General features: G+C 52.5%; 10 protein-coding genes. 5 read left to right on the top strand and 5 right to left on the bottom strand.

Annotation, left to right across the window (positions count from 1 at the left end; translation table 11 throughout):
- Nucleotides 1-305 precede the first annotated feature (305 nt).
- The 5 genes from A1SC_RS00620 to cusR all read right to left on the bottom strand — a co-directional run bounded on the left by A1SC_RS00620 (nt 306) and on the right by cusR (nt 8,658).
- Nucleotides 306-1,196, bottom strand: a complete 891-nt coding sequence (locus A1SC_RS00620; RefSeq protein WP_016263024.1) for a DUF4434 family protein — start codon at nt 1,194-1,196, stop codon at nt 306-308.
- Nucleotides 1,197-4,169 (bottom strand): bacteriophage adsorption protein NfrA, encoded by a 2,973-nt coding sequence (gene nfrA / locus A1SC_RS00615; RefSeq protein ID WP_016263025.1) that lies wholly within the window; start codon nt 4,167-4,169, stop codon nt 1,197-1,199.
- A complete protein-coding gene (nrfB, locus tag A1SC_RS00610) occupies nt 4,156-6,393 on the bottom strand; it encodes a cyclic di-3',5'-guanylate-activated glycosyltransferase NfrB (protein ID WP_016263026.1) in 2,238 nt (745 codons plus the stop codon). The genes nfrA and nrfB overlap by 14 nt, the downstream gene beginning before the upstream one ends.
- Nucleotides 6,394-6,542: 149 nt before the next feature.
- The gene (gene cusS, locus A1SC_RS00605) at nt 6,543-7,985 is read right to left on the bottom strand and encodes a Cu(+)/Ag(+) sensor histidine kinase CusS (protein ID WP_016263027.1); all 1,443 of its coding nucleotides are present in this window, start codon (nt 7,983-7,985) and stop codon (nt 6,543-6,545) included.
- Entirely contained in the window at nt 7,975-8,658 is a 684-nt protein-coding gene (gene cusR / locus A1SC_RS00600) for a copper response regulator transcription factor CusR (RefSeq protein WP_000770938.1), read from the bottom strand. The genes cusS and cusR overlap by 11 nt, the downstream gene beginning before the upstream one ends.
- Before the next feature lie 156 nt (nt 8,659-8,814).
- On the opposite strand from cusR, the gene cusC reads away from it, so the two are divergent.
- The 5 genes from cusC to pheP all read left to right on the top strand — a co-directional run bounded on the left by cusC (nt 8,815) and on the right by pheP (nt 16,569).
- On the top strand, nt 8,815-10,197 hold the full coding sequence (gene cusC / locus A1SC_RS00590; protein ID WP_016263028.1) for a Cu(+)/Ag(+) efflux RND transporter outer membrane channel CusC: 1,383 nt from the start codon (nt 8,815-8,817) through the stop codon (nt 10,195-10,197).
- 24 nt (nt 10,198-10,221) lie between these two features.
- Nucleotides 10,222-10,554, top strand: a complete 333-nt coding sequence (cusF, locus tag A1SC_RS00585) for a Cu(+)/Ag(+) efflux RND transporter periplasmic metallochaperone CusF (protein ID WP_000753226.1) — start codon at nt 10,222-10,224, stop codon at nt 10,552-10,554.
- 15 nt (nt 10,555-10,569) lie between these two features.
- Nucleotides 10,570-11,793 carry a Cu(+)/Ag(+) efflux RND transporter periplasmic adaptor subunit CusB gene (cusB, locus tag A1SC_RS00580; protein ID WP_016263029.1) on the top strand — a complete coding sequence of 408 codons (1,224 nt, stop codon included), beginning with the start codon at nt 10,570-10,572 and terminating at the stop codon, nt 11,791-11,793.
- A gap of 11 nt (nt 11,794-11,804) precedes the next feature.
- The gene (gene cusA, locus A1SC_RS00575) at nt 11,805-14,942 is read left to right on the top strand and encodes a Cu(+)/Ag(+) efflux RND transporter permease subunit CusA (protein WP_000574009.1); all 3,138 of its coding nucleotides are present in this window, start codon (nt 11,805-11,807) and stop codon (nt 14,940-14,942) included.
- Between the two features lie 244 nt (nt 14,943-15,186).
- Nucleotides 15,187-16,569: a phenylalanine transporter gene (gene pheP, locus A1SC_RS00570; RefSeq protein ID WP_000786335.1), complete on the top strand. Its 1,383-nt coding sequence runs from the start codon at nt 15,187-15,189 to the stop codon at nt 16,567-16,569.
- Nucleotides 16,570-16,657 lie beyond the last annotated feature (88 nt).

The following is a 16,657-nucleotide window of genomic DNA, read 5'->3' on the forward strand; positions in this document are numbered from 1 at the left end:
GAAAGAATGAGCTTTGAAGTTTCATGACAAACAGCAGTTTAAAACCTTCCGGTTATCTATTGACCGGTAGGAGAATGAAGACCTCCAGAACAAACAGTTAGTCGATGAAATTAGTTTCACCTATATTCTTCCTTTAACGCCTCCTCTTTCGCAAATTACACTATCACTTTTTGATCGCGGTTTGGTTAAATAATTGAAAAACGTCAGACGCATAAAATGCGTTGAAAACTGAGAATTAATACAGACAGGATTCTGATCAGGCAAGTGAAAAGGAAGGGAGCAAGCAAAGTTGCTCCCTTAAACAATTAATACTCGAGGATGCCACGCGCGACGGGCAAATAGCGCAGAGAGAAATAGAGTGCGTCTTTGCCACAGGCGGAACGTTTTGCTAGTAGCGAGGCGATCTCCGCATTCGGTTTTGGTTTAGCTGCAAACGTTTTACCTTTGCCCGCGACAAACAACTCATAAACAATGCCGCTGGCGGGTGAGGCAGTTTGGCAATCTGCGCTGGCTTGCAGATAACGGTCACGCTGTTCGGCGGTGAGTTTATCAACGCCGCCGCCATCCTGTACCCAGACATTAACGCCTGTCGCTCTAACTTGTTCCAGCAGTTGCCGATAGCCATCGGGCGACATATTGCCAGCGAAAAAGCTACTGATATAAACTGGTTTTGCTGAAGCATTGCTAATCAGTCGCTGCGTATTGTTTAACCATTTTAGTAAAGGTTGTCGGGCGGCTTCACTGCGCCAGTTCAGATCGTCAATTTCCGCACTGATGTACCAGCCATCCGGCGTTACGCCAGGCGCGGCACGCCATAATCTGGCTTGCTGGAGATCGGCGGCCAGCAGGCGATTAAGGTAGCTTTCCAGCGCTGCAGATGACTGCTTCTGATGCAGAAAAAATTCCGGATCGGCGTTCAGACCAACAATCAGCTTCAGACCAGCCTGTTGCGCTGCTGCGGCACGCTTAAACAATAACGCGCGCTGTTCTGGCTGGGTGAATGCATCGCCATAACGAGTCCATTGCAGAATCAGGGTGTCGAAGCCCTGGAGACGCAACTGACTCATCAGTCCCTGCCACTGGGCGTCGGTGACCTGACTGTCACGGTTTTGCGGTTGCCAGATAATACCTTTCATTGCAAAGGAAAAAGGGCTGACCAGGAGCAGTGTCAGCAATACGAAAATGAACTTACGCATTTACCAGTGCACTCCAATGGTGAGAAACGCGTTGTTGCGCTCCCCGCTACGTTGATTAATCACCTTAAAGGTATGCTGATATTCGACGCCGAGACTGACTTTGTGCGGCCAGGCATCGTAATGCGTCTCGCCGGTCCAGATATTCCAGCGCACGCCGACGCCACCAAGCTGTGCGCCCTGAGTGTCTTTATCACGATAGCCGTTATCCTGTATGTGAGCGTAAGGTTCGATTGTCTGCCCGTTCGCGACTTTCTGATGCCAGCTCACACGGTAATCAGCCGTCCACGCCTGAATATCCTGGCGGACATATTGCGCCGCATCGAGATACAGGTTTTGGGCAAACCAGCCTGAACCGTTCGGGTGCCACTCATCGCTGTATTTGCCGCCGTTAAAGAACGAGGCGCTGGCACGCAGCATGGTGTCGGAGGTGCCATTTTGCCCATTCAGCGGGAACTGCTGTTCAACGGCAAGGAAAAAGATCTGATCGCGCAGCGGCTTCCAGCGCAGGCCGGTGCCGGACATCGGATTTTTCACCGGCATCACCACACCGTTTTCTCCGGTATCGGCAAACACACGGCTGTAAACCGAAAGCAGGTCGCCTTCCAGCAGTATATTGCGCCCGATGCGGTATTCGGCTTCCAGTTGTCCGTAGCTACGATAGCTTTTACCTGGCGCAGCGCCACCGACGTTATTGCTAGCTGAACTCATCGCGCCGGAACGCAAGCCGATGGAGGAATCGAAACTGAACGTCCAGCGGCGACCTACGTCCTCATGCAGACGACGGAAATTGAAGCGTTGCTGATTTTGTTCCGGTGTCAGCGGTGTAATCAGCGCCTGGTTATCAATGTCATCAATCACCAGCCGGGCGTAGTGTTGCGTCGCAGGCATATCATCCAGACGCTGATTCACGTAAGCCAGTTGTCTGATGAGTGCCGGATCGTCCGGTAGCCCTTTATGCGCCTGTTCCAGCATCTCCCGCGACTGCGCGATATCGCCGCTATCCCACAAGGCGTAACCGAGCGCCGCCTGGGTATTGCTGTTATTCGGTTCCAGTTCCAGAGCGGCGCGCAAATCGCTCACTGCCGCTGAGACATTATGACGTTGCCGATAAATCGTCGCCCGCGCAACGTAAGCGTTAGCTGAAGGCGCAATGTTAATTGAGCGAGTGAGATCGTTCAGTGCAAGTTCTGGCTGAGCAGGAATATAACGTTGTGCATGTAGCCACCAATACTGAGCATTGTTGCCCAGCCCGCGTTGTTCTGCCTGCTGAAGCCAGCGATCGCGAGCCGTGCCATTTCCAGCCGCCTGAGCGGTATTGGCGGCAGCGAGCAGATCTTCATTGCTCATGTCGTGAAGACTGATTTTCTGCCAGGCCGCCAGTGCGGCGGCGTAGTCTTCAACCTGATACGCCTGATAGGCCACCGCGCGATGTTGCCACGCGTTCGGTTGCCGTTTTTCTGCCTGAAGCCATGCATACAACGCCACACCAGGTAGCGTCTCCCGATAACACTTCGCCAGACGGTTCCAGGCGGCTGCATCGTAAGTCGGTGACATATCGCCCAGTAAACGGACGATTGCCGGGCAATTGTCAGCAATACCCGGCAACTGGCTTTGCCACTGGCGTTGCGCCGCCAGCGGCAACGGTTTCGATAAAATCGCCACTTTCGCTGGCGTTGCCAGGTAAGGATGACTTTCCAACAGAGACGCCAGCCGCGTCATTAACGTATGGCTGGCGCTTGCATCGCCCTGGAAAGGGTAGCGTTGCAGTAACAAATCGGCAGCTTCACGTGACTGTCCGTTCTGCATCAGTTGCCAGGTCAGTTGATCCAGGCGCGTAAGATTTGCTGGTTCTCGCTGATACAGCAACCGCGCCAGACGTAGTGCTTCAACTCTGTTGTGGGTTGCCACACTGACGGCATAACGCTCTTCAAGCATTTCATTGGCGGGGAGGGTGGCGAGCAGTTTTTGCGCCGCGTCGTACTGACCCTCTTTTAACAGCTCCGGAAGCGTTGCGCCAATAACGTACTGGCGGTTATCGGCAAACTGTACCGTGTAATTCGCCAACGCTTGCACCGGAGTGTCACTGTATTTTGATAACAGATAGAGCCAGCTTTTCTCTTGTAAGTCCGTAGTGAACAGAGGTTTGTTTTCAGCGAGATAACGCTGGAGGCGTGCTTTTTCGCCACGATAAGCCAGTGCGGTCGCGTAAGTAATATACGACTGTGGATCGGTGAAGATCCCCACTGATTGCAGCGCCAGGATCCGATCATCCAGATGCCCGGCAAGAAGCACGTCAAACCACTGACGGCGCTCTGCTGCGCTTAATGTATTCTGCTGGCGTGCTTCATTGTATAGCGTATCCGCCTGGGACCATTGTTTCAGGTAGATTGCGCGTTGCAGCAGATCGGTACGTAACGTTTTTCCTTCCGGCGATGCGGCAAACGTCGCATCGTTCAGTTGCGCTTTGGCAACAGATAACTGTGCCAGCCGCAGCGCATTCTGCCCAACTTCACTGCGGCAACGCAGAGTCGGCGCAGCATCGCACGCTTTTTGCTGGGCCAGCAGCTCCTCGACGGTATTCACTGTTTTGACTTCCACAGGAATTGCCGCAAGGCTACGTTGAAGTCGGGCATCGCCGGGAGTTCGTTTAAGCTGATCCTCAAGCAACAGCCGCGCGCGGTCATCATGACCAAAATGGCGATAGGCTTCTGCCAGATATAAAGTCAGCGGAATATTATCCGGCACCTGCTGATGAATATATTCAAATTCACGGATGGCGGTTGCTTCGTCGTTATTTTTCTGTGCTTTCAGCGCCTTATCGAGGCGGGGATAAATAACAAAATGGCGATAGTCGCTAAGCCCCAGCTCTTTGGCGCTGGTGCCAATATTGTCTGCGAGTGCGCCAGTACTCAATAAAGACGTCAGCAGTAAACCAGACCATCCGATGATGCGATTAAGGTTATTTTCCTTCATTTTCGGACCCCAGTTGCGCAACCTGTTCTGTGGTTAAACCTGCTTTGAGTAATAGAGATTGCATCGAAACTTGTAATTCGCGTTGAATTGTCAGTACGCGATCCAGCGTTTCCTGGCTGATGACACCTTCAGTAACCAAAAATTTGCCGAGCGGCAGAGAGCTGCGTTCATGACGCAGTAGCAGCACATTAATCGCTGAACGATTAATATGGCCGAGTGTGGTCAGTATTTCGGCAAACAGGAACTGATGCGGCACATATTGCTGCCAAATATCGCTGGCCTGTTGTTCTGTGAGCCACTGATGCTGAACCGCATTGTACAACATTGCCCGCGGATCGTGACCGCGGCGGCGTGCATACCAGTGGCGTAATCCGGTGACAATTTGCCCGCGCAGAACAATGACGTAGCGCACTTTACGTCCAACCTTGCGCGTCAGTGCCGCCAGTGACACCGGATCAATGCCGTCTTCACTACCGACAATTAACTCATCATTTTCCAGACGCAGCGGCAGCACCGCATAATGCAGCGCTACGGAAGCTGGCATTTCGGCAATCAACGAGGAAGGGATCTGCCAGGCATCGATCGATTCCCATGCCACGCCGTTTTGCTCAGCCAGCGCCTGCGCCAGTTGTTCGGCGCTGATCAACCCCTGCATCAGCATCGAACCGCCGAGACGCAGACCTTCGACACGATTACGCAGTGCTGTATCGAGTTGTTCTTCGGTGATGACCTGATTTTCCAACAAAATTTGACCTAACGGGCGCAACGAACGGGTATCGCCAGTCACGCTGGGGAAATCGTGCGTCGTTTTATCCCACGCTACGCGACGCGGATCGCCATGTTGAAGCACCTGTTTCAACGCGCGCCAGTTAGCCATAAAGTTAATCAGGTTGCCCCAGAATAGCCGCAGGACGGATAGCAGGCCCTGCGTCAGGCCGTAGTAACCAGTGACAAAAATCACCCGTTGCACAATACGGTTAACCATCAAGCCAAAGTTTAGCCATAGCAGGGTCATTAACCATGCGCTGCCGCTGAAAATAGAAAGAAAATGCCAGGCATCAGGCCATAAACTTTCATACGCCAGTAACAGCAAAAGCTGGATCATCACCAGCATCGCGAGGAAACTAACAAAGTTGCTGATTGCCCCTTTGCGGTCACGCCAGAGAAAGTAGTTGAGTGTCAGGCTGGAAGTCCATTTATGGGTTTTAAATCCCTGGAAAACAATGCCGATGATCCAGCGAGACTTTTGCCGCACTGCGGTGGAAAAGGTATCGGGGAAATATTCGCGCACGCAGATCATGTTTGACGTCCGCGCGTGCTGTAAAAATTTACGCTGCTCGCGTTCTTTAGCTTCGTCCACCACCGGAAAACGGACAAAAATCTCCGTCATTCCTTTCTCTTTCAGGCGGAAACCAATGTCGTAATCTTCGGTGAGACTTTGCACGTCAAAAGCAATGCCGTCACCGTCAGCCAACAGCGCGGTCACGGCGCGGCGGCTGAAACAGGTGCCAACACCTGCGCTGGGCACCTGTCCGGCGAGGGCTTCACGCACCGGAACATCTTTGCCATGCAGTTCGGAAAACTCATCGATATAGGTCATGCTGGTGAAGTGCGTCCATTCGCGTTCGAACGGATACACCGGGATCTGAATCAGATCCTTACGCTCGACAAGGTAGTTGAACAGACGCAGTTCCATTGGCGAAATCACATCTTCGGCGTCATGCAGAATAAAACCCGCAAAGGCGAAATTGGCGCTTCGCTCAAACTGGGTGATGGCGTCCAGCACATTGTTCAGACAATCTGCTTTGCTGGTGGGGCCAGGACGTGCGCAGACCACCTTATGCACGTTCGGGAAGCGAGCACACACTTCGTCAACATCACGCTGAGTATCGGGGTCGTTCGGGTAAGTGCCGACAAAGATATGATAGTTTTCATAGTCGAGCGTGGTTGCCGCCAGCTCGGCCATATTGCCGATGACGCCAGTTTCATTCCACGCCGGAACCATAATCGCTAACGGTTTTTCATCTGGTTTGTACAGTTCGCGGTAACTCATTCGTGGGTAGCGCCGATAAACACTCAACTTGCGCTTAATGCGACGAACCCAGTAGACGACATCAATGAAAAAATCGTCCAGTCCGCTGATGAACATTACGACCGCTAACGTTATCGCGATTACTTTTAAGCCATAAAGCCAGGTAGCAAAAACATCAAGAAGCCAGTCCACGCCAAAACCTTACATTAACGCTGCTTATGTTTAGGGTGGCGTATATTAAGGTTTTTTATGAATTGTGACAGCTTTTTACCATTAATAGGTATGACTATTGCGGCACGTTATTTTTACACTGGTGATAAAAGTTGCTGTTTGCTGAATGATTAAGCGGGTAATGAGATCACAAACCTTGTCCCACGCGCATCTGACGTTACCGCAACCGTGCCTTTATGCGCGACAACAATCGATTTCACAATCGCCAGGCCAATGCCGCTACCTTCACCTTTTCGTTGGCGGGAGGGGTCAACGCGGTAGAAGCGGTCGAACAATCGCGGTAAGTGTTCGGGCGGAATGGGCGTACCGGGGTTTTCGACGGTAACCTGTACCTGGCGATCGGTAGTCTGGCAACGCACTACAATTGCCTCTCCGGGCGGCGTATAACGCAGGGCGTTAGAAAGCAGGTTGCTTAACGCCCGACGCAACATCAGCGGATCGCCCGCGACCTGACACTTGTCGCCAACAAATCGCAGTTCCACGCCGCGATCTTCCGCTAACGCCTCGAAAAAATCGAAAACTTTGCTGACTTCATCTGCCAGGTTGAGCATTTTCTTTTCCGGGATTAGCTGGTTGTTATCGGCCTGGGCGAGAAACAGCATATCGCTGACCATTTTCGCCATTCGCGTCAACTCTTCCAGATTAGAGTAGAGCACATCTTCCAGTTCCTTCTGGCTGCGCGACTGACTCAGGGCAATTTCCGTTTGCGTCACCAGATTCGTAATTGGCGTGCGAATTTCGTGGGCGATATCTGCCGAGAAGTTGGACTGGCGGGTAAAGACATCTTCAATACGTTCAATCATATGATTAAACGACAGCACCAGTTGTTCCAGCTCAATCGGCACGGTCTGCGGGGCCAGGCGAACGTCGAGATCTTTCGAAGTGATATTCTGGATCTGGCGGCTGACGCTGCGGATCGGCGCGTGACCTTTATGTACCGCCAGCAGCACGATAAAGACGATCAGGATGCTGATGATCGATGCGGTCATTACGAGTTTATTCATCAAATCATTTATGTAATGAAGATGAAAATCGATCGACAGCGCAATGTAGAGCGTATAAGCCGGTTTGCCGTCCACCAGCGGGCCAACCGACAAGTTAATCATCCGCCAGTTGCTGTGTTCCCTATGCCCGTGACCGTGGCCCGGCATCATAATCGTCGGGCCGGAGAGGAGATACACCTCACCACCACGTGCGTCTTTATCGGGTATGGCATCGCGTGCAAACTCGCGGATATCCGGCGCGCCTGGGGAGTGATATACCGTTTTACCGTGGCTATCTGCCAGGGAAATCAAGACGTTGGAATAACCACTGACGATATCTTCCAGCGTCATTAAGCGTCGGGTTTGTGTCTCGTCAGGGTGATTAAGTACCCGTTCAAGGGTGGTGCTAATCTCTTTTAAATCATTAATATCCTGCTCAGCAAAATGGACTTTTACCGAGTGGATCATGATCCATGCAAAGGCGAAAAATGCCGCGATGGTGGCAAGGCTGATAAAAAAGGTCAGGCGGGTTGCCAGCGAAAACGGGCGCTGAAATGGCTTATTGGCCATCCGGCACCTCAAGCATGTAACCCACGCCACGCACGGTTTGAATCAGCTTTGGCTCAAAATCATTGTCGATTTTGCCGCGCAGTCGCTTCACCGCCACATCAATGGCGTTGGTGTCGCTGTCAAAATTCATGTCCCATACCTGTGAAGCGATAAGCGAGCGGGGCAGTACTTCGCCCTGATGACGGAGGAAAAACTCCAGCAGGGTAAATTCTTTACTGGTCAAAGTGATACGCGTGCCGCTACGGGTGACTTTGCGGCTGACAAGATCGACCATCAGGTCGGCAACCTGAAACTGGCTTTCGATAATCACCGCCGCTCCGCGCCGCAGTAAGGTGCGCACCCGCGCCAGCAGTTCAGCAAAAGCGAATGGCTTCACCAGATAATCATCCGCTCCCAGCTCCAGCCCCTTGACGCGATGTTCAATCGTACCCAGCGCGCTGAGCAGCAGAATCGGCATCCCTTTGTTGGCAGAACGCAACATGCGCACGATATCCCAGCCGTTCACGTCTGGCAGCATAATATCGAGGATTATCAGGTCGTAATCTCCAGTCATCGCCAGATGGTAGCCGTTAAGTCCGTTATCGGCCAAATCGACCACAAAACCGGCTTCGGTTAACCCTTTGGTCAGATATTCGCCGGTTTTCTTTTCATCTTCGACAATCAACAGTTTCATGTTTCCTCCGCATACTGCCCGGCCAATTCTAGAGGAGCGCGATCAGATGGCAATCGCTTATTGGCAAAATGACAATTTTGTCATTTTCCTGTCACCGGAAAATCAGAGCCTGGCGGGTAAAGTTGGCGGCATAAAATCACCAGAAATTATGCGCCTATGTCTCATTGTAAACTCCTGACACTTTGTGTGGCCCTCGCGCTAAGTGGTTGCTCACTGGCACCGGATTATCAGCGCCCGGCAATGCCCGTGCCGCAGCAGTTTTCGTTAAGTCAGAACAGCCTGATCAACCCGGTCGATAATTACCAGAGTGCGGGCTGGCGCACCTTTTTTGTTGATAATCAGGTGAAGACGCTGATTAGCGAGGCGCTGGCGAATAACCGGGATTTGCGTATGGCGGCGCTAAAAGTGCAGGAGGCGCGGGCGCAATATCGACTGACCGATGCCGATCGCTACCCGCAACTCAACGGCGAGGGTAGCGGCAACTGGAGCGGTAATCTTAAAGGCAATACCGCCACGACACGGGAGTTCTCGACTGGCCTTAACGCCAGTTTTGACCTCGATTTTTTCGGTCGCTTAAAGAACATGAGCGAAGCCGAGCGACAAAATTATTTAGCTACTGAGGAAGCCCGGCGCGCGGTGCATATTCTGCTGGTTTCGAATGTCGCGCAAAGCTATTACAACCAGCAACTGGCTTATGCGCAATTGCAAATAGCCGAAGAAACGCTGCGTAATTATCAACAGTCATATGCGTTTGTCGAAAAACAACTGTTAACCGGTAGCAGCAATGTTCTGGCGCTGGAACAGGCTCGTGGGGTGATTGAAAGTACCCGTAGCGATATTGCTAAACGTCAGGGGGAACTGGCGCAGGCGAATAATGCGTTGCAACTGTTATTGGGACGCTACGGCAAGCTGCCGCAAGCGCAGGCAGCAAACAGCGACAGCTTGCAAAGCGTTAAATTACCGGCGGGTTTGTCATCGCAAATCTTATTGCAACGCCCGGATATTATGGAAGCCGAACATGCATTAATGGCGGCCAATGCCAGTATTGGTGCTGCACGCGCGGCATTTTTTCCGTCTATAAGCCTGACCAGCGGAATATCAACCGCCAGCAGCGATCTGTCGTCATTATTTAACGCCAGCAGCGGGATGTGGAATTTTATCCCCAAAATTGAGATCCCCATTTTTAATGCCGGACGTAACCAGGCCAATCTGGATATCGCTGAAATTCGCCAGCAGCAGTCGGTGGTGAATTATGAACAGAAAATCCAGAACGCCTTTAAAGAAGTGGCCGATGCGCTGGCGTTACGCCAAAGTCTGAATGATCAAATCAGCGCTCAGCAGCGTTATCTGGCGTCGTTGCAAATTACCCTGCAACGGGCGCAGACGTTATATCAGCACGGCGCGGTAAGTTATCTGGAAGTGCTGGATGCCGAACGTTCTTTATTTGCTACCCGACAAACCTTACTCGACCTGAATTATGCCCGTCAGGTTAACGAAGTTTCCTTATATACCGCTCTGGGTGGCGGTTGGCAGCAATAATTTTTTAACTCCAGGAGATATAAAATGAAAAAGACACTGCAAGTCGCAATGTTCAGTCTGTTTACCGTTATTGGCTTTAATGCGCAGGCTAACGAACATCATCATGAAACTATGAGCGAAGCACAACCGCAGGTAATTAGCGCCACCGGTGTGGTAAAAGGTGTTGATCTGGAAAGCAAAAAAATCACTATCCATCACGATCCGATTGCTGCCGTGAACTGGCCGGAGATGACCATGCGTTTTACCATCACCCCGCAGACGAAAATGAGCGAAATTAAAACCGGCGACAAAGTGGCGTTTAATTTTGTCCAGCAGGGCAACCTTTCTTTATTACAGGATATTAAAGTCAGCCAGTAACCCAGGTTTAATGAAATGAAAAAAATCGCGCTTATTATCGGCAGCATGATCGCGGGCGGTATTATTTCCGCGGCAGGTTTTACCTGGTTTTCCCAGGCGGAACAGCCAGCAGAAAAAACACCAACCGCAGAACGTAAAATTTTATTCTGGTATGACCCGATGTATCCCAATACGCGGTTCGATAAACCGGGTAAATCGCCGTTTATGGATATGGATCTGGTGCCGAAATATGCCGATGAAGAGAATTCTGCGTCTGGTGTGCGTATTGACCCGACCCAGACGCAGAATCTGGGGGTGAAAACGGCCACCGTCACGCGCGGGTCGTTGACGTTTGCCCAGAGTTTCCCGGCAAACGTCAGTTACAACGAGTATCAGTTTGCTATTGTGCAGGCCCGCGCCGCCGGGTTTATCGACAAGGTTTATCCGCTTACCGTGGGCGATAAAGTGAAAAAGGGCGCGCCGCTTCTCGAGCTGACTATTCCCGACTGGGTGGAAGCGCAGAGTGAGTATTTACTGCTACGTGAAACCGGCGGTACGGCGACCCAGATCGAAGGCATTCTTGAGCGGCTGCGACTGGCGGGAATGCCGGAGGCCGATATTCGCCGCTTGAGCGCCACGCAAAAAATCCAGACTCGCTTTACGCTCAAAGCGCCCATTGATGGCGTGATCACCGCGTTTGATCTGCGCGCGGGAATGAATATCGCCAAAGATAACGTGGTAGCGAAAATTCAGGGTATGAACCCGGTGTGGGTCACTGCCGCGATCCCGGAGTCCATCGCCTGGCTGGTGAAAGATGCCTCGCAGTTTACGCTCACCGTTCCGGCGCGACCCGATAAAACGCTCACCATTCGCAAATGGACGCTGCTACCCGGCGTGGATGCCGCGACCCGCACGCTGCAACTGCGTCTGGAAGTCGACAACGCCGAAGAGGCGCTAAAACCGGGAATGAACGCCTGGTTGCAACTCAATACCGCCAGCGAACCGATGCTGCTGATTCCGTCACAGGCGCTGATCGACACCGGCAGCGAACAGCGGGTGATTACCGTTGATGCCGACGGGCGTTTTGTTCCGAAACGTGTTTCCGTTTTCCAGGCATCACAAGGTATCACCGCGCTACGCTCTGGTCTGGCGGAAGGTGAAAAGGTGGTTTCCAGCGGGCTGTTTCTGATTGATTCCGAAGCCAATATTTCTGGTGCGCTGGAGCGGATGCGCTCTGAAAGCGCTACCCATGCGCATTGAGGGAATAACCAATGATTGAATGGATTATTCGTCGCTCGGTGGCGAACCGTTTTCTGGTGCTGATGGGCGCATTGTTTCTGAGTATCTGGGGCACCTGGACCATTATTAACACGCCAGTGGATGCACTGCCGGATCTCTCCGATGTGCAGGTGATTATTAAAACCAGTTACCCCGGTCAGGCACCACAAATCGTTGAAAATCAGGTCACTTATCCGCTAACCACTACCATGCTGTCGGTGCCGGGCGCGAAGACAGTGCGCGGTTTCTCGCAGTTTGGCGACTCTTATGTGTATGTCATTTTCGAAGATGGCACCGATCCGTACTGGGCGCGCTCGCGGGTGCTGGAGTACCTCAACCAGGTGCAGGGTAAGCTGCCTGCGGGTGTCAGTGCCGAGTTGGGGCCAGATGCCACGGGCGTTGGCTGGATTTATGAATACGCGCTGGTGGATCGCAGCGGGAAGCACGATCTGGCTGATTTACGCTCATTGCAGGACTGGTTTCTTAAATATGAGCTAAAAACCATCCCCAATGTTGCGGAAGTGGCATCGGTGGGCGGTGTGGTAAAAGAGTATCAGGTAGTTATCGATCCTCAGCGCCTGGCGCAATATGGCATCAGTCTCGCAGAAGTGAAAAGTGCGCTGGATGCCTCAAACCAGGAAGCAGGCGGTTCGTCGATTGAACTGGCGGAAGCAGAGTATATGGTACGTGCCAGTGGCTATCTGCAAACGCTCGACGACTTTAATCACATCGTTTTAAAAGCCAGTGAAAATGGTGTTCCCGTTTATCTGCGTGATGTAGCGAAGGTTCAGGTTGGGCCGGAAATGCGCCGGGGTATTGCGGAGCTGAACGGCGAAGGCGAAGTGGCGGGTGGGGTCGTTATCCTGCGCTCCGGCAAAAACGCCCGTGAAGTTATTGCCGCCGTGAAGGACAAACTGGAAGCGCTGAAAAGCAGCCTGCCGGAAGGCGTGGAGATAGTTACAACATACGATCGCAGCCAGCTTATTGACCGCGCTATCGACAATCTCAGCGGCAAGCTGCTGGAAGAGTTTATTGTGGTGGCGGTAGTCTGTGCGCTGTTCCTCTGGCATGTGCGTTCGGCGCTGGTGGCGATTATTTCGTTGCCGCTGGGGTTGTGTATTGCTTTTATTGTCATGCACTTTCAGGGGCTGAACGCCAATATTATGTCGCTGGGCGGTATTGCGATTGCCGTCGGGGCGATGGTCGATGCCGCTATCGTCATGATCGAGAATGCCCATAAACGGCTGGAAGAGTGGCAGCATCAGCATCCTGACGCCCCGCTGGATAATAAAACACGCTGGCAGGTGATCACCGATGCTTCTGTTGAAGTAGGGCCAGCGCTGTTTATCAGTTTGCTGATTATTACGTTGTCGTTTATCCCGATCTTCACCCTTGAAGGACAGGAAGGGCGTTTGTTTGGTCCACTGGCGTTCACTAAAACCTATGCGATGGCGGGGGCTGCGCTGCTGGCGATCGTGGTGATCCCGATCCTGATGGGTTACTGGATCCGTGGCAAAATTCCGCCAGAAAGTAGTAATCCGCTCAACCGCTTTTTGATTCGGATTTACCATCCGCTGTTGCTGAAAGTATTGCACTGGCCAAAAACCACGCTGCTGGTGGCGGCGCTTTCGGTGCTGACGGTAATCTGGCCGCTCAATAAAGTTGGCGGCGAATTTTTACCGCAGATCAATGAAGGGGACTTGCTGTATATGCCTTCGACGCTACCGGGGATTTCCGCGGCGGAAGCGGCGAGTATGCTGCAAAAAACTGACAAGCTGATCATGAGCGTGCCGGAAGTGGCGCGGGTATTTGGCAAGACCGGGAAAGCGGAAACGGCAACTGATTCTGCTCCGCTGGAGATGGTAGAAACGACCATTCAACTTAAGCCGCAGGATCAGTGGCGGCCAGGTATGACGATGGACAAAATCATCGAAGAGCTGGATAACACAGTGCGGCTGCCGGGGCTGGCAAATCTGTGGGTGCCGCCAATCCGTAACCGTATCGATATGCTCTCGACCGGCATTAAAAGTCCCATCGGGATTAAGGTTTCCGGCAACGTGCTGGCGGATATCGACGCGATGGCGGAACAAATCGAAGAAGTGGCGCGAACGGTGCCTGGCGTGGCTTCTGCGCTTGCCGAACGCCTGGAAGGTGGGCGCTATATCAACGTTGAGATTAACCGCGAAAAAGCCGCGCGTTACGGTATGACGGTGGCGGATGTGCAGTTGTTTGTGACATCCGCAGTGGGCGGAGCGATGGTTGGCGAAACGGTGGAAGGGATTGCTCGTTACCCGATTAATCTGCGTTATCCACAAAGCTGGCGCGACAGCCCGCAGGCGCTGCGACAGCTACCGATTCTGACGCCGATGAAACAGCAAATCACCCTTGCTGACGTTGCTGACGTCAAAGTCTCTGGCGGACCGTCAATGCTGAAAACCGAGAATGCGCGACCGACGAGCTGGATTTATATCGACGCTCGCGACCGTGACATGGTGTCGGTGGTTCACGATCTGCAAAAAGCGATTGCCGAGAAAGTGCAGTTGAAACCGGGCACTAGTGTGGCGTTCTCCGGGCAGTTCGAGTTACTGGAGCGCGCGAACCATAAGCTGAAACTCATGGTGCCGATGACGTTGATGATCATTTTCGTGCTGTTATATCTGGCGTTCCGTCGCGTAGGCGAAGCGTTGTTGATTATCAGCAGTGTACCGTTTGCGCTGGTGGGCGGTATCTGGTTCCTGTGGTGGATGGGCTTTCATCTTTCCGTGGCAACGGGCACCGGTTTTATCGCTCTCGCCGGAGTCGCTGCCGAGTTTGGTGTGGTGATGTTGATGTATTTACGTCACGCCATAGAGGCAGAGCCGTCGCTGGATAATCCGCAAACCTTTAGTGAACAGAAGCTGGATGAGGCGTTGTATCACGGCGCGGTACTGCGCGTGCGGCCGAAAGCGATGACGGTGGCGGTGATTATCGCTGGTCTGCTGCCGATTCTGTGGGGAACAGGGGCGGGTTCCGAAGTGATGAGTCGCATCGCTGCGCCGATGATTGGCGGTATGATCACCGCACCGTTGCTGTCGCTGTTTATTATCCCGGCGGCGTATAAGTTGATGTGGCTGCACCGTCATCGAGTTTAGGCAAAATTGCCTGATGCGCTATGCCTTATCAGGCCTACAGCGTGAATTATAATTTATTGAATTTGCACGTTTCTGTAGGCCAAATAAGGCGTTAACACCTTATTTGGCAATAACAGAGTACTTTTTGTCGGCAATTTGCATAAGAAAAGGATACCCGGTTTAACTGTGTGGATTGTGTCTTGCGACGACCAGCACTAAATGTTAAAAGATGCCCCTCATTAAAAAAGACACACAGGGGAAAGGCGTGAAAAACGCGTCAACCGTATCGGAAGATACCGCGTCGAATCAAGAGCCGACGCTTCATCGGGGATTACATAACCGTCATATTCAACTGATTGCGCTGGGCGGTGCAATTGGTACTGGTCTGTTTCTTGGCATTGGCCCGGCGATTCAGATGGCGGGGCCGGCCGTGTTGCTGGGCTACGGCGTCGCCGGGATCATCGCTTTCCTGATTATGCGCCAGCTTGGCGAGATGGTGGTTGAGGAGCCGGTTTCCGGTTCGTTTGCCCACTTTGCTTATAAATACTGGGGACCGTTTGCAGGCTTCCTTTCCGGCTGGAACTATTGGGTAATGTTCGTGCTGGTGGGAATGGCAGAGCTGACCGCTGCGGGCATCTATATGCAGTACTGGTTCCCGGATGTTCCTACGTGGGTCTGGGCCGCCGCCTTCTTTATTATCATCAACGCCGTTAACCTGGTGAACGTGCGCTTGTATGGCGAAACCGAGTTCTGGTTTGCGCTGATTAAAGTGCTGGCGATTATCGGCATGATCGGTTTTGGTCTGTGGCTGCTGTTTTCTGGTCACGGTGGCGAGAAAGCCAGTATCGATAACCTCTGGCGCTTTGGTGGTTTCTTTGCCACTGGCTGGAACGGGCTGATTTTGTCGCTGGCGGTGATCATGTTCTCCTTCGGCGGCCTGGAGCTGATTGGGATCACTGCCGCTGAAGCGCGCGATCCGGAAAAAAGCATCCCGAAGGCGGTAAATCAGGTGGTTTATCGTATCTTGCTGTTTTATATCGGTTCGCTGGTGGTATTACTGGCGCTCTACCCGTGGGTGGAAGTGAAATCTAACAGTAGCCCGTTTGTGATGATTTTCCATAACCTCGACAGCAACGTGGTGGCTTCTGCGCTGAACTTCGTCATTCTGGTGGCATCGCTGTCAGTGTATAACAGCGGGGTTTACTCTAACAGCCGGATGCTGTTTGGCCTTTCCGTCCAGGGTAACGCACCGAAGTTCCTTACCCGTGTTAGCCGTCGCGGCGTGCCGATCAACTCGCTGATGCTTTCCGGGGCGATCACCTCACTGGTGGTGTTGATCAACTATCTGTTGCCGCAAAAAGCGTTTGGTTTGCTGATGGCACTGGTGGTGGCAACCTTGCTGTTGAACTGGATTATGATCTGCCTGGCGCATCTGCGTTTTCGTGCAGCGATGCGACGTCAGGGGCGTGAAACACAGTTTAAGGCGCTGCTCTATCCGTTTGGCAACTATCTTTGCATTGCCTTCCTCGGCATGATTTTGCTGTTGATGTGCACGATGGATGATATGCGCTTGTCGGCAATTTTGCTGCCGGTGTGGATTGTGTTCCTGTTTGTGGCGTTTAAAACACTGCGCCGGAAAGCGAAATAATAGTGTAGGTCGGATAAGGCGTTCACGCCGCATCCGACAAAATGATGTCAACAATTTGAAGCCGCTCTCATCCATTCGATGAGAGCGG

The sequence above is a fragment of the Escherichia sp. KTE52 genome (assembly GCF_000408325.1).
In the GTDB taxonomy this organism is placed as follows: Bacteria; Pseudomonadota; Gammaproteobacteria; order Enterobacterales; family Enterobacteriaceae; genus Escherichia; species Escherichia marmotae.

Excerpts from the sequence above, each read along its gene's own strand:
- A1SC_RS00620 (WP_016263024.1), bottom strand. The coding sequence starts at position 1,196 with ATGCGTAAGTTCATTTTCGTATTGCTGACACTGCTCCTGGTCAGCCCT.
- nfrA (WP_016263025.1), bottom strand. The coding sequence starts at position 4,169 with ATGAAGGAAAATAACCTTAATCGCATCATCGGATGGTCTGGTTTACTG.
- cusS (WP_016263027.1), bottom strand. The coding sequence starts at position 7,985 with ATGGCCAATAAGCCATTTCAGCGCCCGTTTTCGCTGGCAACCCGCCTG.
- cusR (WP_000770938.1), bottom strand. The coding sequence starts at position 8,658 with ATGAAACTGTTGATTGTCGAAGATGAAAAGAAAACCGGCGAATATCTG.
- cusC (WP_016263028.1), top strand. The coding sequence starts at position 8,815 with ATGTCTCATTGTAAACTCCTGACACTTTGTGTGGCCCTCGCGCTAAGT.
- cusF (WP_000753226.1), top strand. The coding sequence starts at position 10,222 with ATGAAAAAGACACTGCAAGTCGCAATGTTCAGTCTGTTTACCGTTATT.
- cusB (WP_016263029.1), top strand. The coding sequence starts at position 10,570 with ATGAAAAAAATCGCGCTTATTATCGGCAGCATGATCGCGGGCGGTATT.
- cusA (WP_000574009.1), top strand. The coding sequence starts at position 11,805 with ATGATTGAATGGATTATTCGTCGCTCGGTGGCGAACCGTTTTCTGGTG.